15 protein-coding genes and 1 rRNA gene are annotated in these 23,923 nt (G+C 67.8%); 13 read left to right on the top strand and 3 right to left on the bottom strand.

Annotation, left to right across the window (positions count from 1 at the left end; translation table 11 throughout):
- Window positions 1–171 precede the first annotated feature (171 nt).
- Window positions 172–3,348, top strand: a complete 3,177-nt coding sequence (locus ACSVC7_RS19835) for a carbohydrate-binding domain-containing protein (RefSeq protein ID WP_448206178.1) — start codon at window positions 172–174, stop codon at window positions 3,346–3,348.
- 77 nt (window positions 3,349–3,425) lie between these two features.
- Here ACSVC7_RS19835 and ACSVC7_RS19830 read toward each other — a convergent pair whose 3' ends face one another.
- The gene (locus ACSVC7_RS19830; protein WP_448206179.1) at window positions 3,426–3,821 is read right to left on the bottom strand and encodes a hypothetical protein; all 396 of its coding nucleotides are present in this window, start codon (window positions 3,819–3,821) and stop codon (window positions 3,426–3,428) included.
- Window positions 3,822–4,245: 424 nt separating this feature from the next.
- Here ACSVC7_RS19830 and ACSVC7_RS19825 point away from each other — a divergent pair, with 424 nt between their 5' ends.
- Window positions 4,246–6,753 (top strand): cellulase family glycosylhydrolase, encoded by a 2,508-nt coding sequence (locus ACSVC7_RS19825; protein ID WP_448206180.1) that lies wholly within the window; start codon window positions 4,246–4,248, stop codon window positions 6,751–6,753.
- A gap of 325 nt (window positions 6,754–7,078) precedes the next feature.
- Here the strand turns inward: ACSVC7_RS19825 and ACSVC7_RS19820 are convergent, their stop codons facing one another.
- On the bottom strand, window positions 7,079–8,560 hold the full coding sequence (locus tag ACSVC7_RS19820; RefSeq protein ID WP_448206181.1) for a lipopolysaccharide biosynthesis protein: 1,482 nt from the start codon (window positions 8,558–8,560) through the stop codon (window positions 7,079–7,081).
- A gap of 636 nt (window positions 8,561–9,196) precedes the next feature.
- On the opposite strand from ACSVC7_RS19820, the gene ACSVC7_RS19815 reads away from it, so the two are divergent.
- The 11 genes from ACSVC7_RS19815 to ACSVC7_RS19765 all read left to right on the top strand — a co-directional run bounded on the left by ACSVC7_RS19815 (window position 9,197) and on the right by ACSVC7_RS19765 (window position 23,622).
- Entirely contained in the window at window positions 9,197–10,642 is a 1,446-nt protein-coding gene (locus ACSVC7_RS19815) for an exopolysaccharide biosynthesis polyprenyl glycosylphosphotransferase (protein WP_448206182.1), read from the top strand.
- 261 nt (window positions 10,643–10,903) lie between these two features.
- A complete protein-coding gene (locus ACSVC7_RS19810; RefSeq protein ID WP_448206183.1) occupies window positions 10,904–12,235 on the top strand; it encodes an O-antigen ligase family protein in 1,332 nt (443 codons plus the stop codon).
- A 71-nt stretch (window positions 12,236–12,306) separates the two neighbouring features.
- Window positions 12,307–13,239, top strand: a complete 933-nt coding sequence (locus tag ACSVC7_RS19805) for a glycosyltransferase family 2 protein (protein ID WP_448206184.1) — start codon at window positions 12,307–12,309, stop codon at window positions 13,237–13,239.
- A gap of 14 nt (window positions 13,240–13,253) precedes the next feature.
- Complete coding sequence (locus ACSVC7_RS19800) at window positions 13,254–14,438, top strand: glycosyltransferase family 4 protein (RefSeq protein WP_448206185.1); 1,185 nt, start codon at window positions 13,254–13,256, stop codon at window positions 14,436–14,438.
- A 225-nt stretch (window positions 14,439–14,663) separates the two neighbouring features.
- Window positions 14,664–15,800, top strand: coding sequence for a glycosyltransferase family 4 protein (locus tag ACSVC7_RS19795; RefSeq protein ID WP_448206186.1), 1,137 nt, complete (start codon window positions 14,664–14,666; stop codon window positions 15,798–15,800).
- Between the two features lie 53 nt (window positions 15,801–15,853).
- Window positions 15,854–16,765: a polysaccharide deacetylase family protein gene (locus ACSVC7_RS19790; RefSeq protein ID WP_448206187.1), complete on the top strand. Its 912-nt coding sequence runs from the start codon at window positions 15,854–15,856 to the stop codon at window positions 16,763–16,765.
- Between the two features lie 633 nt (window positions 16,766–17,398).
- Window positions 17,399–17,692: an acyl carrier protein gene (locus tag ACSVC7_RS19785; RefSeq protein WP_448206188.1), complete on the top strand. Its 294-nt coding sequence runs from the start codon at window positions 17,399–17,401 to the stop codon at window positions 17,690–17,692.
- A gap of 35 nt (window positions 17,693–17,727) precedes the next feature.
- Window positions 17,728–19,296 (top strand): class I adenylate-forming enzyme family protein, encoded by a 1,569-nt coding sequence (locus ACSVC7_RS19780; RefSeq protein ID WP_448206189.1) that lies wholly within the window; start codon window positions 17,728–17,730, stop codon window positions 19,294–19,296.
- A gap of 129 nt (window positions 19,297–19,425) precedes the next feature.
- Entirely contained in the window at window positions 19,426–21,441 is a 2,016-nt protein-coding gene (gene asnB / locus ACSVC7_RS19775) for an asparagine synthase (glutamine-hydrolyzing) (RefSeq protein ID WP_448206190.1), read from the top strand.
- A 70-nt stretch (window positions 21,442–21,511) separates the two neighbouring features.
- Window positions 21,512–22,519: an NAD(+) synthase gene (gene nadE, locus ACSVC7_RS19770; RefSeq protein WP_448206191.1), complete on the top strand. Its 1,008-nt coding sequence runs from the start codon at window positions 21,512–21,514 to the stop codon at window positions 22,517–22,519.
- Window positions 22,516–23,622, top strand: a complete 1,107-nt coding sequence (locus ACSVC7_RS19765; RefSeq protein ID WP_483508555.1) for a GNAT family N-acetyltransferase — start codon at window positions 22,516–22,518, stop codon at window positions 23,620–23,622. The genes nadE and ACSVC7_RS19765 overlap by 4 nt, the downstream gene beginning before the upstream one ends.
- A 198-nt stretch (window positions 23,623–23,820) precedes the next feature.
- Here ACSVC7_RS19765 and ACSVC7_RS19760 read toward each other — a convergent pair.
- Window positions 23,821–23,923 (bottom strand): 23S ribosomal RNA (locus ACSVC7_RS19760); the annotation flags it as partial.

Genomic DNA, 23,923 nt, shown 5'->3' with positions numbered 1-23,923 from the left:
GCGCGCGGGATCACGCGCATCGGCCCGAGAGCCGCCCGTCTCCCGTCGGGTCGGCGGCGCGGATGGAACCACAGAAGGCGGTGCCGACGCCTGTTACTAAAATGTAGCACAAATGTCCGATATCCCCGTTCATGCTCGTCTCTGTTGAGCACACAAGAGGGGAACCAACCGATGGCTACGACCACCACGGGCCTGACCGACGCCAAGATTGTCGTGAACGCCTATGGGCAGTCCGCCGGAGGCGTCTGGCCGCACTTCCGCCTGCTGATCGACGGTGTCGAGGCCGGTCAGGCGACCGTGAGCGCGACCAGCCCGAATGCCTACAGCTTCACCGTGCCCGTGGCCGCGGCCCAGGCACACCGCGTGCAGATCGCCTACGACAACGACGGCGCCGCCGCCGGGCAGGACCGCAACCTGTTCGTCCGCTCGGTGGTGGTGAACGGCAACACGCTGTCGCCGACCCAGGCCAGCTACGACCGCGGCGCGCTGGACGGCCAGGACGTCATCACCGGGCAGGAAAGCCTGTGGTGGCAGGGGGCGCTGAACTTCAGCACGCCCGCCACCTACTACCCGGCCCCGGTCGCCAGCGCTTCCAAGTCCACCATCATCGTCAATGCCCAGGGCAACCCGGCGGGCGGCGTGAACGCGCATTTCAACCTGCTGGTCGACGGCAAGAAGGTCGGCGAGGGCACGGCGGGCACCACGGCCAAGGACTTCGCCTTCACGGTCGACGCCGCCCCCAACGCCGCGCACAAGGTGCAGGTCCAGTACGACAACGACGCCGTGGTCAACGGCCAGGACCGCTCGCTGATCGTCAACGCGATCACCATCAACGGCCACGCGCACGCCCCGACCGAGAGCATCGTCACCTACGACAAGGGCGCGCTGGACGGGTTGGACGTGGTCAAGGGGCAGTCGGGGATGTGGTGGAACGGCACGCTGGCCGTCGCCGCCCCGGCGTCGGAGTTCCCGGCCGCCCCCACCGCGCCCGCCGCCCCAGCCTCGACCATCGTCCTGAACGCGCAGGGCATCGCGGCCGGCGGCGTGAACGCGCATTTCACGCTGCTGGTGGACGGGCAGAAGGTCGGCGAGGGCACCGCCGGTACGACGGCCAAGGACTACGCCTTCACCGCCAACGTCACGCCGGATCAGGCCCACAAGATCCAGATCCAGTACGACAACGACGCGCTGGTGAACGGGCAGGACCGTTCGCTGATCGTCAACAAGGTGACGATCAACGGCCACGCCGTGAACCCGACCGACGCCAACGTCGCCTACGACAAGGGCGCGCTGGACGGGCTGGACGTGGTCAAGGGGCAGTCGGGGATGTGGTGGAACGGCACGCTGGTGGTCAGCGCCGACAAGAGCTGGTTCCCGGTCGATACCACCCCCACACCCACCCCGACCCCCACCCCGACCCCGGCGCCGACCGGCCCGGCGATCTTTGTGGCGACCAACGGCAACGACGCGTGGTCCGGCAAGCTGGCCGCGCCCAACGCCGACCACACCGACGGCCCGAAGGCGTCTCTGCTGGGCGCCCGCGACGCCATGCGCGCGAACCCGGACATCGACGTCACCTACGTGCGCGGCGGCGATTACACCATGAAGGACATGCTCTGGCTGGACGGCCAGGACAGCGGCGTGCGCTTCGCCGCCTACGGAAGCGAGAAGCCGGTGTTCCACGGCGGCTCGCTGGTGACCAACTGGGTGTCGCACGGCGACGGCCTCTACAGCGCCCAGCTTCCCAGCGGCGCAAAGCCGGTGCTGGACCTGTCCATGGACGGGGACCGGCAGACGATCGCCCGCACGCCGAACGCCGACCCAACCCATCCCATCGACGGCGGCTGGGTGATCGCGACGAAGGCCGGGCCGGACCCGTCCACCCAGTTCGGCTTCAAGGCGGGCTCCATCCCCACCTACGGCAACACCGACGGCATGATGGCCAGCGTCTTCAGCCAGCACGGCTACGACAACATCAACGTGCCGGTGAAGAGCATCGACTACGCCACCAACACCATCACGCTGGCCGAGGGCACCTACGACAGCTTCGGCGCCGGCAGCCGCTTCTACCTGTACAATTCCCGCGACCAGCTCGACGCGGCGCATGAGTGGTTCTACGACAAGGCGTCGAACCAGATCCTGTTCAAGCCGGAGGGCGGGACGCCGGCCGGGCACAAGCTGGTCGCCTCGCAACTCGACATGATGATCGGGCTGGGCGGGGCCAAGAACGTCACGATCGAGGGGCTGACCCTGACCGACGCCGGGCCGGACGGCCACACCGTCTACGCCGAAAACGCGCCCGGCCTGACCTTCAAGAACAACACGGTCGCCAACGGCGGCTACGGCATCACGGTGCAGGGCAGCGCCAACAGCACCGTCGCGGGCAACCATTTCGACCACACCGGGCGGGAGGCCGTCTTCGTCAAGGCGGGGTCCAACTTCACCACCGTGTCGGACAACCTCGTCCAGCACGCGGGCACCGTGGACCATGGCGGCGACGCGGTGGCGGTGAACGGCAGCTCCGACATCGCGGTGACCCACAACCGGATCGAGGACACGCCGGGCAAGGCCATCGCCGTCGGGTCCGTCGAGACCTCGGGCGACGAGACCTACCGGGTCTCCATCACCCACAACGAGGTCGTCAACGCCAACCTGGAGACCAGCGACGGCGGCGGCATCTACGTCATCAACCGCCAGCAGAACCTGACCGGCGACGTCATCGCCTACAACGAGGTGACCGGCACCAAGGCCTTCGGCAACGTGACCTGGGACGGTGCGGTGTCGCCCACCTTCCTCGATCCGGGCAAGCTGGTCAGCTGGGGCATCTATCTGGACGACTGGACCAGCGGCGTCACGGTGAAGGGCAACCTCGTCCACGGCAACGTCGGCGGCGTGTTCCTGCACGGCGGCTGGAACAACACGGTCACCAACAACATCATCGCCAACAACACCGGCCACCAGATCGGCCTTCAGCAGAGCGTCGGGGCCGGCGGCTGGAAGGGCGCGGTGATGGCGAACAACGACGTTTCCGACAACATCTTCGACACCGCGCACGGCCCGGCGGTCGACCTCAACGGTCCGGGCAGCGCCGCAAAGTTCCACGGCAATTTCTACGCCGGGCTGGATGCCAACGCGCAGCTGTTCCACGCCTGGCCGCAGGTGATGGCCAGCGGCTACGCCGGCCGGCTGTCGGACTGGCAGGGGGCGGGCTACGACAAGGACTCGCTGACCCTGGACCCGCATTTCGTAAACGCGGCCCAGGACAAATACACGCTGGCGGCGGACTCCCCTGTCTACCAGCATGGGTTCGAGCATCTGCCGACCGATCAGATCGGCCTGCTGGCCTGATCGGACCGGACGAGGAAGCGGTGCCGGGGGAGGATGGCCCCCCGGCACCGCCTTTCGTGTTTGGAAGGGTCGGAGCGCTACCGGTCGTTCCCGCCCTTCTCGCCATTCTCGCCCTTGTGCTGTTCCATGTAGGTCTTGGTGTGGTGGTGGATGTTGCCGTCCTTGTCGCGGTACTCGCGCTGCTTCAGGTCGTCGCCACCCGCCGCCTCCTGACGGCCGCCGCGGTCGTCATCCCGCTGCTTTCCCGACGACTGGCCGGAGGATTGGCCGCCGCCATGGGCGGACTCCGACCGGCGCTCCCCGGAATGCGATTCGGATGCCTTCTGCCCGGACGCCTTGTCGGACGCTTTTTGGGCGCCGCCCTTTTCGCTGCCGCCCCGTTCGCTGCCACTGTGACCCTTCAGGCGGCCGTCGTGTTCGGGGTCCTTCACGCGCCCCTGGTGACCGCTCTCGGCGTTGTCCTTGGAAGCCATGTTTCCTCAGCCTTGCTTGGGTATGGGAGAACCTCCCGGGTCCGTTCCAACCCGACGGCCGAAGCGCCGTTCCGACCATTGCCCTTCAGACCGTATACGGTCGGGCAAAGCGTCCGCTTGTTAACCATTCACCATAGAACCGGCTCTTCCAACGGTCCTGGGCGCCCGACGGCGAGGGACGTTTGCGCGCTCTTTTGTCATGGGCTTTCCGTCGGCGGCCGATAAATTTCACAGCGAAATCAAACTTTTGTGGCCGCACATCCCCACTGTTGCAGCGGAGCCGCAGCAAAGCGGGATTCCCGCAGCCCATTCTTTTCACAGAGGAGCGTGGCTTTTAGGGCGCATTTCGCTAAAATGCGAAATACCTCGTTAACCAGTTGGATGGAACCTCGGCCTACCCAAAACGAACAGAAGGTATCCTCCAATGGCAACGACCACCTCGAGCCTCGTCGACACGACTTTCGTCGTCAACGCCTCGGGTCAGGCTGCCGGCGGGATCTGGCCGCAATTCAAGCTGCGCCTGGATGGCGTCGATCTGGGTCAGGCGACGGTCAGCTCGACCAGCGCCGGCCGCTACACCTTCGCCGCCAAGGTCGCTCCGGACCAGGCGCACAAGGTGCAGATCGTCTACGACAACGACGGTTTCGTGAACGGTCAGGACCGCAACCTGATCGTCAAGTCCCTGGAGATCAACGGCAAGGCCGTGAACGCCACCAGCTCGCTGGTGACCTACGACAAGGGCGCCCTGGACGGCCAGGACGTGATCCCCGGCCAGGAAGGCATGTGGTGGAACGGCGCGCTGAACTTCGCGCTGACCAAGGACTACTTCCCGGTGCCGACCCCGACCGCCCCGGCCGGCAACGCCCAGATCGTCCTGAACCTGCAGGGCAACGCCGCGGGCGGCGAGAACGCCCACTTCAACCTGCTGATCGACGGCAAGAAGGTCGGCGAGGGCATCGCCGGCACGACCGCCAAGGATTTCGCCTTCGGCACCAATGTGACGACCGATCAGGCGCACAAGATCCAGATCCAATACGACAACGACGCCACGATCAACGGCCAGGACCGCAACCTGATCGTCAACAAGGTGACGATCAACGGCCACGGCGTGAACCCGACGGACGCCAACGTCACCTATGACAAGGGCGCGCTGGACGGTCTTGACGTTGTGAAGGGCCAGTCCGGCCTGTGGTGGAACGGCACGCTGTCGGTCAACGCCGACAAGAGCTGGTTCCCCGGCGCGACCACGTCGCCCGGTCTGCCGCTGCCCCCCACCCCGTCGCCGTCCCAGCCGACCCTGACGGTCAGCGACGCCTCGGTGACGGAGCCGACGGGCACCACCACGGTGAACGGCATCGCCAACGGCCCGCTGCACACCCAGGGCGGCCAGATCATCGACAGCGCCGGCCATGCCGTGAAGCTGACGGGCGTCAACTGGTTCGGCGCCGAGGGCTACGCCTTCGCCCCGCAGGGTCTGTGGATCGACAGCTACCAGCACCACATGGACAACATGAAGTCGCTGGGCTTCAACACGATCCGCCTGCCCTGGTCGGACGCGATGCTGGACGGCGGCGGGCGCATGCCGACGGGCATCGACTATTCCAAGAACCCGGACCTCCAGGGCCTGAACGCCCTCCAGGTGTTCGACAAGATCATCCAGTACGCCGACAAGACCGGCATGAAGATCATCCTCGACCACCACCGGTCGGACGACGGCGCCTCGGCCAACGAGAACGGGCTGTGGTACACCTCGTCGCACCCGGAATCGACGATGATCGCCAACTGGAAGATGCTGGCGGCCCGCTACGCCAACAACCCGTCGGTCGTCGCCGCCGACCTGCACAACGAGCCGCACGCCGGCGCCACCTGGGGCGACGGCAACCAGTCCACCGACTGGGCCGCCGCCGCCCAGCGCATCGGCAACGCCATCCAGTCGGTCAACAACAAGTGGCTGATGGTCGTCGAGGGCGTGGAGCAGTACAACGGCAGCAACTACTGGTGGGGCGGCAACCTCGACGGCCAGAAGAACCACGAGGTGACCTTCAACACGCCGGACAAGCTGGTCTATTCGGCCCACGACTACCCGCCGTCCATGGCCGGCTTCGGCTGGTTCAACGACGGCAGCTTCCCGAACAACATGGCGTCCAAGTGGACCTCCGCCTGGGGCCGCCTGATCCAGAACGACCAGCACCCGGTCCTGGTGGGTGAGTTCGGCACGCGGCTGGAGCAGTACAAGGACCAGCAGTGGCTGCCCAAGCTCGTCCAGTACATGGACGGCGACTGGAACACCGACGGCAAGATCGACCTGGCCGCCGGCAAGGAAGGGGCGAGCTGGACCTACTGGGCCTGGAGCCCGGGTTCGGGCGACACGGGCGGCATCCTGAACGACGACTATTCGGTCAACTGGACCAAGGTCAACGCGCTGAAGCCGGCCATGTTCAGCGGCTCGTCCAGCAGCGGCACGGCCACCGCCGACGCGGTCTTCACCGTGAAGCTGTCGCAGGCCTACAGCCAGTCGGTCACCGTGGACTACGCCACGGCGGACGGCACGGCCAAGGCCGGCTCCGATTACACGGCGGCCAGCGGCAAGCTGACCTTCGCGGCCGGCGAGACCAGCAAGACGATCGCCGTGAAGGTGCTGTCCGACACGGTGACCGAGGGGGCCGAGACCTTCAGCCTGAAGCTCTCCAACCCGACCGCGGCGATCATCGCCGACGGCACGGGCACCGGCACCATCAACGCGCCGGCCACCGCCCAGGCCCTGTCAAATTCGGTCGACCTGTGGAACCACACGGTGACGCAGCACCCAGCCGACGTGGCGGCCGTCCAGTCGGTGGACATCCACCCGGTCACGACCACGGCCACGGCGGCGCTCGACCTGGCGCACCTCGCGGCCCTGCACCACGACCTGGACACCGCGAGCGGCTACTGACCCGCCGCCCCGCGCAAGCGGGTCCGGGAAGCAGCCCTTCTCCCCTGTGTGGGAGAAGGGTTGGGATGAGGGGGCGGCCGCAAGGCCGGAAAGGTCTCACGATGCCGACGTTTCCCCCACTCCCACGAGGCTACGGCATTCACGGATTTCGCTGGCGCGGTAAGTGGTTGATGGAGCGTTGGAAAAGCCCCTCTCCCTTGAGGGGAGAGGGGTTGGGGTGAGGGTGGCGCCGGCAGAGCCGGCTGGTCTTTTCCCGCTCTTCGAGCGGTAACGACCCCTCATCCCATCCCTTCTCCCCCAAGGGGAGAGGGGCCTTCAACTTGCTTTAGGATGCGGACTGCATGCGCCGGAAGCCGCCGGACAGCAGCTTTGCCAGCATGCTCCGCCCGTCCGGTCCCAGGCCGGGGCCGAACACGGCGACCACCAGGAAGAGCATGACCAGCAGCACCTTCTGCGCGGTCAGGGCAGGATCCACCGCCGTGCCGAACCAGAACCAGCCCACGGCGTAGGCCAGCGCCGCCGGCGCCAGGATCCAGCCGATGCGCGCCGCGCTCAGCGGAGGCTCGTCGCGGCAAAGGCGCCGGCGGGCCGTCTCCGTCACCACAATCTGGAAGACCTCGCGCCCGAGGTTGGCAAGCGCCGCGCCCAGCAGGCCCCATGGCCAGACCAGTGCCACGGCCAGCGCGGTGCCGACCGCGAGGCTCGCGGCGGAGATCCAGGGCAGGACGCCGACGCGCTTGGCCTTCAGGATCGCCACCTCCGGGTTCATGCGCACCCCGTGCAGCACGAAGGCCAGCACCAGGAAGGGCATGCAGGGCAGCACCGGCGTGTAGTCGCTGGAAGCGATCAGCCACAGGATCTCCGGCGCGGTCAGCGCCAGCCCCAGGCCTGCCCCGGTCAGCAGCACGATGAACAGATGGAAGACGAAGTCCGCCTGCGCGTGGTCCGCCGCCCCGTGCTGCGCTTCCAGCCGGCTGACCGACCAGATCTGCAGGAAGGAGGCGGTCAGGAACATGTAGAGGATCTGCGACAGCCGCATGCCGAAGGCGAACAGCCCCACCGCCGCCGTGGACAGCAGGATGTTCAGCAGCCAGCGCGACACGAAGTTGTTCGCGATGTCCAGCAGCGACTGCGGCATGTAGGGCAGCCCCAGCGCCGTCACCCGGCGCAGAACCGGGACGGAGAAGCCGACACCCGTGTCCTTCAGGATCGCCACCAGCAGCAGCACCCCCAGCGCGGCGAAAGATGCGCCGTTCGCCAGGAAGATGCCCGCCACGCCCAGCTTCATCCCCCACAGGAACACCACGTTGAAGCCGAGCAGCGCGACCACCTTCGCCAGCGACACGCCCAGGCACAGCCCCGACCGCTTGCGCGCCCGGTAATAGGCCAGCGCCAATTCGAACAGCGTGGTCAACGCCACACTGCCCAGTGCCACCGCCATCACCGCCGCGTGCTCGGCCGAGCCGAACATCGCCCAGCTCGCCGCCACGCCCGCCGGGTAGGCCAGCGCCAGCATCGCCACCGCCGCCCCGACCAGGGCCAGCAGGCAGGTGCTGACCACGCGGCGGCGGCCCTCCTCGTCCGAATGCTCGAAATAGACGGCGGTGAAGGCGTTGTTCATGCCGATCATCAGCATGACCGCCAGCAGGTCGCTGACCACCACGACCAGCGCGTACACGCCGAACTCGGCCGGTACCAGAAGCTTCGTGTAGAGGGGCAGAAGCAGGAGACCGGCGGCCCGGTTCACCACGTTGGCCAGCATGAACAGCCAACCGTGCTTCAAGATCGTCGCTGCTTCGGACGCCATCGTCAACTCCGCAAGGGCGGCTCCCCGGGGCCGTATCCCGGCCAGCCGCATCCCCGTCAAGGTGTTGGCCCGTTTCAGCCCCTTCAACGGTGCGTTGGAGCCGTTCCTTCACCCGGAATCGTTTGCGTGCGACCGGATGGGATACGCCACCCATGCGCGGCGCCATCGGCGGCAAACGGGCCGGAGATCCCCTCCTCCGCACGACCCCTCTCCCCACCGACGGAGAGAGGGAACCTCCACCGCCTACCACCAATTTGCGGCGGACGGCCGGTGTCCTCGGATGAGCGTTGAACGCCAATCACTGCCGAAAGCATTAATCCGCAGCAAGAATCCGCCTATTCCGCAGCACCCGAAATATTCACCGCAAGAAATCCTTTGAAGGCGCTGGATTAGCCCAAACAGGGGGCGCGTCCCCTTGCGATTCTTTGCTTATCGGCACCGTCTATCCTAATTCGTGTACGACGCAACCGGCCCTGGGTCTTGATCGTTTTACGGGTCACACTGTTGATGCTCGTGTGACGGTCGGAACACAGGGAGCCCCAAAAAATAAAGCTGGTGAGCCGACATCTCCCGCCGCCAAGCGTTGGGAAGGCGCGAGATGGCCGGTATTCGATTTCACTCATAATGGGACCTGTAATGAGCAAACTGGACCCTGAAGCGGTCATAAACCTGGCTCCGGCGAAAAAGGCGGTCATGCCGGCGCTGGGACCGGGGCTGCTGCTGGCGCTGTCGGACGGTTTCATGCTCGCCCTGCTCGGCTGGACCACACTCCAGATCTTCGGGCACGCTTCCTTCTCCGCGGAAGCGGATCTGTCCCAACGCGCGCTGGTCACCGGGCTGATGCTGGTGCCGCTGGTCAAGTCGGTGTTCGGCATCTACTCGCTGGGACGGTTCGACTATCTGGAGCGGACCCGCCGCACGGTCCAGGCGGCGCTGCTGTCCGCCGCGGTGCTGGCGGTTCCCTTCATCGTGATGGACGGGTTCCGATCCTTCTTCGTGGAATCACTGTCGGTGGCGCTGCTCGGCTTCGCGGTGACCTACGCGGCCGACCTGCTGGTGGTGCACGGCCTGATGGCGAGCGCCCTGAACTGGCGCACGCCGGTGGTGATCGTCGGTGCCGGCCCCCAGGGTGCGGCCATCGCGGAAAAGCTGAAGCGCCTGCCATGGCTGGGCATGGAGCCGGTCTGCTTCTTCGACGACGACGAAACCCTGTGGCAGACCCGCGTCGCCGACCTGCCGGTGGTCGGCCCGACCGAACGGCTGACGGATACGCCCGCCTACGCGCAGCAGGCGCAGGCCGCGATCATCGCCGACATCGGCCGCCACGGCGCGGAACTGACCGAACTGGTCCGCAAGCTGCCCTTCAAGCAGGTCTATTGCCTGCTGGGCGAGGGGAACGTCAGCGCGGTGGACGCCACCTACCACAACCTGCACGGCTCGCTGGCGCTGCGCGTCTCCGTCCGTCCGCCGACCGCCTACCTGCGCGTCCGCCGGGCGCTGGACATCGCGCTGGCCTCGCTGATGCTGATCGCGGTCGCACCGCTGATGCTGGCCATCGCCGTGGCGATCAAGCTGGACAGCCCCGGCCCGGTCCTGTTCCGCCAGCAGCGCTGGGCCGGCGGCAAGCGGACCTTCGACCTGCTGAAGTTCCGCTCCATGCACCTCGACGCGGAGGAGCAGCTCCAGCGCCTGCTGGAGAGCGACGCGACGATCCGCGAAGAGTACATGACCTACCACAAGCTGACGATCGACCCGCGCATCACCCCCTTCGGCCGCATCCTGCGCAAGACCTCGCTGGACGAGCTGCCGCAGCTCTGGAACATCCTGATGGGCGACATGAGCCTGATCGGCCCGCGCGCCTACATGCCGAAGGAACTGCCGGAGGTGGGCGAGGCCGCGGCGGTGATCGGCTCCGTCCGGCCGGGCCTGACCGGCTACTGGCAGGTGTCGGGCCGGCACCGCACGACCTTTCAGGAGCGCGTGTCGATGGACGTCTTCTACGTCCGCAACTGCGGCCTGCTGTTCGACTTCTACATCCTGTGCAAGACGGCGCTGCTCGTCCTGAAGGGCGACGGGTCATGATGACCGAGACGTCCCACAAGGCTCCCCTTCCCGCGCGGAAGGGGGGTCTTGCGCGTTTCAGAGACCCCGGCCCGGCGCCCGCAAGAAGGGAGAGGAGGCGCGGTCGATGACCACCCCCTTTAGGGAAGACCTCCTTCGGCCTACCGCCCCCGCACGGCTAACGGGTCAGCCATCGGGTGGGCATCTTCTGTCCACGAAGCATCACGCGCCCGACGGGCGTTGCACGCCCGTCACAGCCCTTTCCACCGGAACGGCGACCTCATGAAAGTCTCGGAAGTTCTGGAAAAGAGCATCACCGTCTTCTGCATCGTCTCCTTCGGCGGATCGGTGCTGCCGGCGCTGCTGACCGGCGGCGGCAGCACCGATCCGGACGCGCCGGGCGCGGTGATGTACTTCACGGCGGTCTATGTCCTGATCCTGATGCTGATCGGGTCGCGGCCCAGCCTCGCCTTCCGCATCCCGATGGGAAGCCCGGCGGTGTCGCTGATCGTCGTCCTGGCCTTCCTGTCGGCCTTCTGGTCGATCTATCCGGATGTGACGCTGCGCCGGTCGGTGGCCTTCCTGTTCACCACGGCCTTCGCGGTCTATCTGGCCCTGCGCTACAGCTTTCCGGAGATCATCCGGATGCTGGCGACCGGCCTGTCGATCCTGATGTTCCTGTCCTTCGCCTCGGTCTTCCTGATGCCGGAGGTGGGGCTGGACCACGAGCAGCACGTCGGCGCCTGGAAGGGCGTCTTCTGGCAGAAGAACGTGACCGGCCGCATGATGGTCTGGCTGACGCTGTGCCTGCTCTGGCTCGACTGGATGCGCGAGGGAAAGAAGTGGGTGGTGCGCCCGCTGCTGGCGCTGGCGCTGCTGCTGATCGTGATGAGCCGGTCGGGGACGGGCCTCGTCACCTCCATCGTGGTCGCCGGGCTGCTGTTCTCCAGCAGCTTCGTGCGCGGCGGCATCCGCAGCTTCGCGCCGAGCATGGCCTTCATCCTGCTGGTCGCCGTGATCGGCCTGACCAGCGGCACCACCTTCTGGCACGACATTCTCTACATGCTGGGCCGCGACCCGACGCTGACCGGCCGCACGGTGCTGTGGGAACACACGCTGATGTCGATCCAGGACCGCTTCCTGCTGGGCTGGGGCTACGCGGCCTACTGGTACGGCGCCTACGGTCCGGGCAGCACCTTCACCCACGACTGGGGCATCAACTCCGCCCACAACGGCTGGATCGAGGCGTGGCTGGACCTGGGCCTGCCGGGCGTGGTGCTGGTCGCCATGCTGCTGGGCCGCATGCTGATCCAGGGCTTCATGGCCATCCGCTACAGCCGGAACCGGGGTGAGCCCGCCTGGATCTTCACCGTCGGCTGCGCGCTGCTGCTGATCTCGATCTCCGAGAGCGTGTTCGTGGAGCGCCATTCCCTGAACTGGATCGTGATGGTGGTCGGCGTCACCCGCCTCGTGCAGCGCCGCCGCTGGGCGCGGATGCAGGCCCGCCTGCACAGCGAGGCGCAGCGGACCGCCTTCGCCAGCCCCTCGCCGTACGGAGGCTCCTACGGCGCCCCACCCTCCGCCGGATGGACCGGCACCGGGCGCCCCGGCTAGGCGCCCGCCCCCATGGCCCTTTCCGAAGGATTTCCCACCCTGAATTCCGGTCGCGACAAAAGGCATTCGTCATGACGTCCTCGCACGAGATGGTCACCGTCGTCATCCCGACGCGAAACCGGCCCGACATGGTGACGCGGGCGGTGGAAAGCGCGCTGGCGCAGACCTATGCCCCCCTTGAGGTGATCGTCGTCATCGACGGTCCCGACCCGGCCACGCAGGAGCGGCTGGCCTCGCTGGCCGACCCGCGGCTTGTGGTGATCGCGCTCGACAAGAACCTCGGCGCCGCCGGCGCCCGCAATCTGGCGGTGGAGCGCGCGCGGGGCGCCTGGATCGCGTTCCTGGACGACGACGACGAGTGGATGCCGGGCAAGGTCGCCGTGCAGATGGCCGCGCGCCCGCCCGGCGTGCGCTACCCGGTGATGAGCTGCCGGTGCAAGGTGGTGACCGCCCGCGGCGACTTCGAATGGCCGCGCCGGCTGTGCACGCCGCGGGACCAGATCGGCGACTACCTGTTCGTCCGGCACGGCCTGTTCAAGGGCGAAACCTTCGCCCCGACCACCACCCTGCTGGCGCCAAAGGCGCTTCTGCAACGCCTGCCCATCCCGAAATCGCCCTTCGACGACTGGGAATGGCTGATCGCCTGCGGGCGCGTGGAGGGCTGCGCGCTGGTCACCGTGCCGGAGGTGCTGGCCGTCCACTACACCGAGAACAACCGGGTCACGCTGTCCACCTGCCACAACATCGACCAGGCGCTGACCTGGGCGGAGTCCATGCGCCCGCTGCTGTCGCCGCGCGCCTACGCCAGCCTTCTCCTGCAGGCGACGGGTGGGGAGCAGGCGGCGCGCTCCGCGGCGGTGCGGCGGCGCATCCTGCGGTCCGCCCTGCGCCACGGATCGCCGACGCCGATGGCGCTCGCCACCTTCCTGATGCATTCGCTGATGCCCGTCGGGCTGCGGCGCCGGCTGCGTCAGGCCATCTACTCCGCCCCCGGTGCCGCTTGAAGAAGATGAGGTTCATGCGCAAGAAGCCTTCCCAGGTCAGCATCGTCTTCGCGACTCCCGGCGCCCTCGACGGCGGCGGCGGCATCGGGCGGATGACCGGCTACATCGTCGATTACTTCCGGACCGCCGGATCGGCGACGGAGACGATCGTGCTCGACACGCGCGGCGACGGCAGCGCCCTGATGTCGCCCGTCTACATGGCGGGCACGCTGGCGCGGCTGACGGGCCTGCTGCTGCGGGGCAAGCCGTCCGTCATCCACATCAACGTGTCGGAAAACGCCAGCGTGTGGCGCAAGGCGGCGGTGCAGCTCGTCGCCGGCCTGTTCTCCTGCCCGACGGTGGTGCACCTGCACGGCGCCACCTTCATGCAGTATTTCGGCAAGAGCCTCTTTTCGCGCGCCATCAGCCGCTGGCTGTTCGGCCGCTGCGACATCGCGCTGGTGCTGGGTGAGAACTGGCGCAGCTTTCTGGTGCAGGAGGTCGGCGTCGACCCGCACAAGGTGCGCGTCCTCTACAACGCCGTGCCCGACATCGGCGCCGACCAGCCCGCCCGCGCGGCCCCGCCGGAAGGCGCCATCGTGTCGCTGCTGGTGCTGGCCAACCTGTCGGAGCGCAAGGGCATCGGCACGCTGCTGCGCGCCTGCGCCCTGCTGAAGCAACAGGGCTTCCGCTTCCGCCTGACCATCGGCGGCGGCGGCGACGTGGACGGCTACCGCCGGATGGCGGCGGAGCTGGGCGTGGCCGGGGAGTGCAGCTTCCAGGGCTGGATCGGGCGCGAGCAGGCGCACGGCCACATCCGCTCGCACGACATGCTGCTGCTGCCCTCCACGCACGAGGGGCTGCCCATGGTGATCCTGGAGGCGCTGTCGGCGGGGCTGCCGGTCGTCACCACCGCCGTGGGCTCCATCCCCGAGGTGCTGACCGACGACGAGACCGCGCGCATCGTCCCGGTCAACGATCCGGAGGCGCTGGCCCGCGCGGTCGCCGATCTCGCACGCCACCCCGCGCTCTACGCGCGCCTGTCGGCCGAGGGCCGGCGCCTGTTCCTGGAGAAGTTCGTGATCGACGCCTACGGCCGGCGGCTGGCGGAGATTTACGCCGAACTGGACCGCCCGGACGAAGTCCGGCGCCCGCAGCTGGGACCATTGCCGGATCCCGCCGCGGCAAAGCCGTCCCTCACCCGGGCGAGCCGTCAATAACACCTAAGACATTCACCGGAAACAGTTTGGGTTACCGCGACCGTCGAAGCTTCGTTCAAATCGCCGTAGCCGCAGCGAACTCGGGTCACCCTATAACACGCCCGTGCCGTTGCCGGCCTTTTTCCTTGAGGGTACTTTCGGCTGCAGCGTGAGTGTTCGGTCCTGGCGACCGCTGCATCCTGAACGAAGCGTGCCGATGGGCGCGGCACAAGATCAGGAGTGGATATGATCTACATCGTCTCACCCGGCGGCACCCGCGAGAAGGGCGGCATGGGTCGGATCGTCGACAACTTCACGACCGACCTGCGCCAGAACTGCCCCCAGCTGCGCTTCGAGGTGGTCGATTCCTACGGTCCGAACGGCAAATTCCTTTTGATGCCCTTCTATTTCCTGGCGGCGTTCCTGCGGCTTGCCGGCTGCTTCGCGCTGGGCAAGGGGCAGCTCCTCCACATCCATATGGCGGAATACGGCAGCGTGCTGCGCAAGGGCCTGATCATCGCCCTGGCCGCGCTGTTCCATGTCCCGGTCGTCCTGCACCTGCACGGCGGCCGCTTCCCCAAGCATTTCGCGAACGCCCGCCCGCTCTCCCGCTGGGCGATCCGCCGGATCATGGCGATGACCAGCGAGGTCGTCGTGCTGGGCGAATACTGGCGTGAGTGGGTGGCGACCACCTTCCCGGAGGTGCGCCGCGTGACCCTGCTGCACAACGCCGTTCCGGGTCCGGAGGCGATTCCGGAGCGCGACGCGGCCGGACCGGTGCGCCTGCTGTTCCTCGGCCGGTTGATCCCGCTGAAGGGCATCGACGTGCTGCTGGACGCCCTGGCCTCGGACGTCTGCCGCGGCAAGCCCTGGCACCTGACCATCGCCGGCGACGGCGACCTGGAGACCTACCGCGGGCAGGCCACGGCGCTGGGTCTCGGCGACCGGGTCCGGTTCACCGGCTGGCTCGACCAGCAGGGCTGCGGGCGGGAGCTGGTGAAGGCCCATGTTCTGGTGCAGCCGTCCCTGTTCGAGGGGCTGCCGATGTCGGTGCTGGAAGCCATGGCGAACGGGCTGACCATCGTCGCGACCCCGGTCGGCAGCGTCGGCGACGCCATCGCCGACGGCGAGACCGGCCTTCTGGTGCCGCCCGGCGACCGCGCCGCCCTGGCCGAGGCGCTGGCCCGCGTGATCGATGGTGCGGACCTGCGCCGTCGTCTGGGCGACGGCGCCCGCGCCCGCTTCGAGAAGCAGTTCGACATCGCCGTCTATCGTGAACGGATCATCGAGATTTACCGGCGCAACGCCCGCGTCTGGCTGGACGGCGCGATGCCGGCGGCCCCCGCCGCCTCCATCCGCGCCCGCAGCGCCCGTTCGGGCTGACTGCATTCAAACAATACGAACCCGGCCGATACAGAGAGGGAGAGAGACCCATCATGAATCAAGCGCTGGCCGCCGGCATCGTTCGCTGGACGGGGTTGGGCACCATGCTCCGCGTCCTGTTCGCCCGCCGCCGGGTGAGCATCGTGGTCTACCACGACCCGGACCCGGAGACCTTGCGCCAGCACCTCGCCTGGTACGCCAAGCGCTACAGCTTCACCACGCTGGACGCGGTCACCAACGCCCTGGAGACCGGCCGCTGGGGGGACCTGCCGCCCTACCCGCTCGTGGTGACCTTCGACGACGGGCACAAGAACAACGCCGCGCTGGCCCCGGTCCTGCGGGAGTTCGGCGTGCGCCCGACCATCTACCTGTGCAGCCGCGTGGTCGGCACCACCCGCCCCTACTGGTGGAAGACCCCGGCGGCCGACCGGATCGGCGTGGAAACCCTGAAGCGCGTTCCCGACGGCGAGCGCCGCCGCCTTCTGGCCGAAGCGGGCGACGACCCCGACCGCGACACCGGCGCGCGCCAGTCCCTGACCTGGGACGAGGTGAAAAGGCTGACCGACGTCGCCGACTACGGCGCCCACACGCGCACCCACCCGATCCTTCTGCAATGCGACGACACCCGCTGCGCGGAGGAGATCGCGCTCTGCAAGAGCGAGCTGGAAGAGGCGCTGGGCCAGCCCTGCCGCCACTTCGCCTTTCCCAACGGCGACTTCAGCGAGCGCGAGGTGGAGATCATCCGCAGCGCCGGCTACCGCACCGCCCGCACCATCCAGCCGGGCTGGAACGGCCCCCACGCCGACCCGCTGCGCCTGAAGGCTGTCCCGGTTTCCGACGACGCGCCGGTGGACTGGCTGGCGGTCCAGGTCACCGGCGTGCCTGCCTGGCTGCGCATGCGCAAGACCAACGCCGCCCCCACGACCCCCGCCCCCTCCCACGGCCAGCCGCTCCCCGCGGCGTGAGCGCAACAGGTCGAAGCCCTTCTCCCCTTGGGGGAGAAGGGTTGGGATGAGGGATAGTTACGCCCGGCAGGGCGGAAAAATTCAGTTTCCAGCCGGCATTCGCCGGCGCCACCCTCACCCCAACCCCTCTCCCCTCAAGGGAGAGGGGCTTTCTATTTGCAAATCAGTCGCTTACCGCACCCACGGGATCCATGCACGCCGTACCGACCGGACGATGGCTTTCCGTTTCGATCGTTCGTGCAGGGCCGACCCTGCCCGCCGAGCGGGGCGGCGCCAACGCCTAGGTCGGTTCTAACACTGTCGTCGCGTCATAGTCCGGCAATAGTAAGCAAGTGTGTTTTTCGAAAAGATGCAATGTCTCTGAGTGGCTAACCATTGTCTTTAGGTTCCAACCATCCTTTGCCCTCTCGAAAACACCGACATCGAATGCAATAAAGAATGACGTACTCGGCGACGTTGCCGTCGCACTTCGGAACGAGCGGGGGGCGCTGCTTCCCCGGTCCTTGCGCAGGAGGCGGCAACACAAGACGGCCCGGCAGGCGCCTTTGGATTAAGCCAACAGGGGCGCCACGGCTTTCCGTCACGATCTGCCGGCCAAGGATCGACGACCAACCCACAGGAGTTGCCAGCGACATGCGGACCGCCATCACCACCGAGACGACTCTGACCGCCCCTGTCATCGAGGAAATCCGCGCCTTCATCGTGGAGAACTTCCTGCTTGGGAACGACTCCGGCTTCGACAGCTCGGAGTCCCTGCTGGAGACGGGGATCATCGATTCCACCGGCATCATGCACGTCGTCGCCTTCCTGGAAGAGCACTTCGGCATCGTCGTGGAAGACGAGGACATGGTGGCCGACAACCTTGAGTCGGTCGCCCTCATCTCCGCCTACGTCGAGCGCAAGCAGGCCCTGAAGGACGCTGCCTGACAGCCGCCTGACGCGACGAGCAACGGGGACGCCACATGGCCCACTTGGTTCACCAGTTCCTCAGCGAAACCGCCGCACGCACCCCGGAGCGCACCGCGCTGGTGTCGGGTGACGCCACCGTTTCCTTCGCCGAACTGGACCGCCAGAGCGACGCGATCGCCCGGGCGCTCCAGTCCGCCGGGGTGATGCGGGGCGACCGCGTGGCGGTGATGCTGGAGAACTCGATCGAGTATGTCGCCGGCCTGTTCGGCGCGCTGAAGGCCGGCGCCGTGTATGTTCCCGTCAACCCGTCCACGAAGGCGGACAAGCTGGCCTACATCCTGACCGACGCCGACGTGCGGGCGCTGATCGCCCCCGCCGCGCTGGCCCGGCAGGTGGTGCCGGCGGTGGGCGAGGTGCCTCACCTCGTCACCACGCTGTGGGTCGGGCCCGCCGTGCCGGCCGGGGCCGGCGGGCTCTCCTACACCGACGTCGTGTCGGCCGCCCTTCATTCCACCGACCGCACCCCCATTGATCGCCTTCCCATCGACCGGGGCCTGATCGACCAGGACCTGGCCGCCATCCTCTACACTTCCGGAACCACCGGGCGCCCCAAGGGGGTGATGCTCAGCCACGCCAACCTCGTCAACACCACCTGGTCGATCTCCACCTACCTGGAGAACCGGCCGGACGACGTGGTGCTGTGCGTGCTGCCGCTGACCTTCGGCTATGGCCTGTCGCAGGTGCTGACCGGTGCGCGGGTGGGCTTCACGGTGATCCTGGAGCGCTCCTTCGCCTTTCCGGCGGACACGCTGGCCCGCATGGTGAAGCACCGCGTCACCGGCCTGCCGGGCGTCCCGACCTTCTTTTCGACGCTGCTGGGGATGGAAGCGCTGAAGTCGGCCGACCTGTCGTCCCTGCGCTACGTCACGAACGCGGCGGCCCCGATGGCCACCGCCCACATCAACCGCCTGCGCGAGCGTTTCCCCGACGCCGCCTTCTACTCCATGTACGGCATGACGGAGTGCTGCACGCGCATCTGCTACCTCGACCCCAGGGATCTCGACGCCAAGACCGCGTCGGTCGGCCGCGCCATCCCCAACTGCGAGGCCTATGTGGTGGACGAGCACGGGCAGCGTGCCACCCCCGGCGTGGTGGGCGAGCTGGTGGTGCGCGGCGCCAACGTGATGCGCGGCTACTGGAACCGCCCGGAGGAGACGGCCAAGCGCCTGCGCACCGGCCCGCTGGGCGAGACGCTGCTGTACACCGGCGATCTCTTCACCACCGACGCCGACGGCTATCTCTACTTCGTCAGCCGCAAGGACGACGTCTTCAAGTGCCGCGGCGAGAAGGTCAGCCCGAAGGAGGTCGAGAACGCCCTCTACGAGCTGGATGCCGTCGCCGAGGCCGCGGTGGTCGGCGTGCCCGACGCGGCCGACGGCATGGCGGTGAAGGCCTACGTCGTGCCGCGCGCCGGCGCCGCCCTGTCCGAAGCCATCATCCGGCAGCACTGCCGCGGCCGTCTGGAAAGCCATCTCGTCCCGAAGTTCGTCGAGATCCGCGACGAGTTGCCCAAGACCGAGTCCGGAAAGATCAAGCGCGCCCTTCTGGCCGACATCGCCTGAGTCCTTACCGACGCTTCGTAGGTTGGGTTGAGCACCTGCGAAACCCAACGCTGTCCCGATACCGCCTGTGTTGGGTTTCGCCTGCAGCTCAACCCAACCTACAGGGTCTTAATTGAGGAGAGCATCCGCATGTGTGGTGTCGCCGGTGTTCTCGCCGGGCCGCGTGCCGAGCCGCCCGCGTTGGACGAGTTGAAGCGCATGATCGCCATGATCGGTCATCGCGGCCCCGACGGCTACGGCTTCTACCGCGACGGCCGGATCGGGCTGGCGCACGCGCGCCTAAGCATCGTCGGGCTGGCCGGCGGCTTCCAGCCGATCCACAACGAGGAGCGGACGCTCTGGATCTCCTTCAACGGCGAGATCTTCAACCATGTCGAGCTGCGGCGCGACCTGGAAGCGCGTGGACACCGCTTCTACACCCAGACCGACACCGAGGTCGTCGTCCACGCCTTCGAGGAATACGGCCCCGCCACCTGGGCCAAGCTGAACGGCCAGTTCGCCATTTGCCTGTGGGACACGGTGAAGCGGGAGCTGTGGCTGGTCCGCGACCGGCTGGGCATCCTGCCGCTGTTCTACGCCCGCAGCGGCGACCATCTGGCCTTCGCGTCGGAGGCCAAGGCCCTGTTCGGCGGTGGCCGGATCGAACCACGCTTCGACGCCGCCCGTCTGGCGCAGGTCTTCTCGCACTGGAGCGTCGCGCCGCACGGCAGCGTTTTCGCCGGGGTGCACAGCGTCCCGCCCGCCACGGCCATCCGCGTCGATTCCGACCTGCGCCTGCACGAGGCCCGCTATTGGGAACCGGACCTGTCTGGCGACCCGGCGCTCTCCTCCATCTCGCTGGACGAGGCCGCCGACCGGCTTGAGGAAAAGCTGCTGGACGCCATCCGCCTGCGGCTGCGCGCCGACGTGCCGGTCGGCGTCTACATCAGCGGCGGGCTCGACAGCTCGGTGATCGCGGCGCTGGCGCGCAAGCTCGACACCACGCAGATGCACAGCTTCGGCGTGCGCTTCGCCGACCAGGCCTTCGACGAGACTCCGCAGCAGCGGCTCGTTGCCAGCCATGTCGGGACGGAGCATCACGACATTCTCTGCGGCACCCAAGACATCCAGGACTCCCTGCCAGACGTGGTCTGGCATGGGGAGGCGCCGCTGGTCCGCACCGCGCCCGCCCCGCTCTTCCTGCTCTCCCGCCTCGTGCGCGACAGCGGCATCCGCGTCGTGCTGTCCGGCGAGGGCGCGGACGAGTGGCTGGCCGGCTACGACATCTTCAAGGAAGACAAGGTCCGCCGCTTCTGGGCGCGCCAGCCGGACTCCGCGATCCGCCCGAAGCTGCTCGGCCGCATCCACCCCTATGCCGCCGTCAACGGCCAGAAGGACAGCCCGCTCTGGCAGGCCTTCTGGAAGCGCGGCATGACGGAGACGGACGATCCCTTCTACGCCCACCGCGTGCGCTGGACGAACACCGCCTGGACGCAGCGCCTGCTCGCGCCGGACGTGCGTTCCACCGCCAATGCGGAGGCGTTCGATGCCGCCGTCGCGGCACATCTGCCCGCCGGCTGGTCGCGCTGGAGCCCGCTCGCCCGCACCCAGTGGGTGGAGATGGCCGCCTTCATGACGCCCTACCTGCTGACCAGCCAGGGCGACCGCGTCGCCATGGCTCACAGCATCGAGGTGCGCTACCCCTTCCTCGACCCGGAGGTGGACGATCTCTGCTCCGCCCTGCCGGATCGGGTGAAGATGCTGGGCCTGCGCGACAAGCTGGCCCTGCGCCGCCTTGCCTCCCGCCTGCTGCCGGCGGAGATCTTCCACCGGCCGAAGCGTCCCTACCGCGCCCCGATGACGTCGGCGCTGTTCGGCGCGCAGGCCCCGGCCTATGTCCGCGACCTGCTGTCGGAGGAGGCGCTGAACCGCTACGGGCTGGTGGACGCCACCGGGATCGCGGCGCTCGCCGCCAAGGCCCACCGCCAGGACGGCCGCATGGCCGGCGAGCGGGAGGAGATGGCGCTGGTCGGCGTGCTCACCCTGCAGATGCTAGCCCGTCACGTTCTGGACGAATTGCCCGCCCGGGCCGACGCGCTCCGCGCCCGGCTCGACTCCACGCCCATCCACATACTCGAAGAGCATAACGACGACGGACGCGCCTGAAACGGCGGTCCTTTTCACAGTCGCCTCATCACAGTCGATTGCATCAACCGCGAACCGGGATACCGACACCATGCTGAACGCCCTGCATCCGTTCGACGCCAACGCCCTCTCGCTCGACTGCGCGTCCGCGGCTCGCGAGATCGAGCAGTTCATCCAGCGCACCGTCGCGCATGACCTGAAGCGCCAGGGCGTCGTGCTCGGCGTGTCCGGCGGCATCGACAGCTCGGTCTGCGCGGCGCTGGCCGTGCGGGCCCTGGGACCCGACCGCGTGCTCGCCATCCTGATGCCGGAGAAGGAGTCCTCGCCCGACAGCACCCGGCGCGGCCGCCTGCTGTGCGAGAGCCTGGGCATCGAGCCGATCATGGAGAACATCACGGCGCCGCTGACCGCGCTCGGCTGCTACGACCGCCGCGACAGCGCCATCCGCCGCCTCTTCCCCGAATACGGGCCGGGCTGGAAGCAGAAGATCGGGCTGGCCGCCGGCCTGCTCGACGCCGACCGGGTCAACTACTTCACCATGACCGTGGAGTCGCCGGAGGGGGACCGCCAGACCAGCCGCATGCCGGTGGACGTCTATCTGGCGGTGGTCGCGGCCACCAACCTGAAGCAGCGCGTCCGCAAGACGATGGAATACACCCACGCCGACCGGCTGAACTACGCCGTGCTCGGCACGCCGAACCGGCTGGAGTATGAGTTGGGCTTCTTCGTGCGCGGCGGCGACGGTCTGGCCGACCTGAAGCCGATCGCCCACCTGTACAAGTCCCAGGTCTACCAGATGGCGGCCCACCTCGGCCTGCCGGAGGACATCCAGAACCAGTCGCCGAGCACCGACACCTACACCCTGCCCCAGTCGCAGGAGGAGTTCTACTACGCCATCCCCTACGACAAGCTGGACCTGGCGCTCTGTGCCTACGGGCGCGGCGTGTCGGAGGAGGAAGCGGCGGTCGCCCTCGACCTGTCGCCGGAACAGGTGCGGCGCGTCTACAAGGACATCGTGCTGAAGCGGCGCACCTCCTCGCGCATCCTCCGCAACGCCGCGCTCGTTCAGCCCGTGGAGGTTGACGGGAACGACGCATGACCATCATGCCTTGGACCCAGCGCGGAGTCGCTCGGTTCGAGCCGGAAGATCGTCCCGCGCTGGAAGCCTTCCAGCGCGAGACCTTCGGGGCGGAGTCGCTTCAGCGCGACGACGCCCACTTCCGCTGGCTGTTCGAGGATACGCCGGAGCGCGACCCGGACGGGATGCAGCTCTGGGTCTGCAAGCGCAAGGGGGAGATCGTCGGCCAGCAGGCCGGCATTCCCTTTGCGCTGAAGGTCGGCGATGAGGTGCGCCGGGCCTCCTGGGCGATCGACCTTATGGTCGCTCAGCAATGGCGCCTGCGCGGGGTCGGTCCGGGGCTGTCGGAAATGCACGCGGCGGCCAGCGACGTTTCCATCTCGCTGGGCATGACCGACGCCGCCTTCAAATCCTACAAGCGGGCCGGCTGGCTGGACCTGGGCAGCGTCCCGACTTATCTGCGCGTGCTCGACCCGCCTCGCTGCCTGCGCGTCAGCCCTTACGACGGCGGGGTTGCCCGCATGGTGGCACTGCTGGGAAAGCCGGCGATGATCGGTGGCGCGTTGGCCTTCAACGCGGCGGCGCGCGTATTCGGCGGCCGTCTGGTCGAGGTGGACCGGTTCGACAAGCGAGTCGACGGCCTGTGGGAGGCCGCCGCGCCGCAGCATCTCTGCATCGCGCGCCGCGACCACGCCTTCCTGAACTGGCGCTTCGACGCCGTCCCCTCCGCGGCCCGGCACCGCCGCTTCTACGTGATGCGCGGGGATTTGCTGATGGCCTACGTGGTGCTGCGGGTGGACCGCTGGCGCGGCGAGGACGTCGGTGTGGTGTGCGACTATCTCGCCCGACCGGGGTGGCTGACGCCCGCCTTCGCCCTGATCGTCGAGCGCGCAAGACGGGAATGGATGGCCGCCCTGCTCTGCCGCACGCTCAACCCGCTGGCGGCCCGCCCCCTGTCGATGATGGGCTTCCTGTGCCTGAAAAACGGCTTGCGCCAGCCGACCCGCATGATGGTCCGCACGGCCGCCGACCGGACGGAGCTGGTCCCCCTTCTTGGCGACCCCCGCAACTGGTTCGTCACCGCGGCCGACAGCGACATGGGTTTCAAGGAACTCGGCGAATAAATGCAAACTCAATCCCCTCCCCCGCAGCGCGGGGGAGGGTTAGGGAGGGGGCAAACGCAAACAGGGCGCCCGTTGTCCGGACGCCCTGTTTGCATGTGTTCGTGGACAAAGTCGAGATAAGGAGGATGCATTCTGCGATGCGCATGAGCGGCTTGCCGCTGCACGCGACGTTCGGTTTTTCGCGCCGTTTCCGGCGCGGGGATCAAGCCGATCGAGCGATTAGTACCGGTCAGCTTCAGGCGTTGCCGCCCGTCCACACCCGGCCTATCGACGTGGTGGTCTACCACGGCTCTCAAGGGAA

The sequence above is a fragment of the Azospirillum mesophilum genome (genome assembly GCF_053470405.2).
The sequence above is the reverse complement of the archived record's forward strand: the minus strand, read 5'-3'. Positions and strand labels throughout refer to the sequence as shown.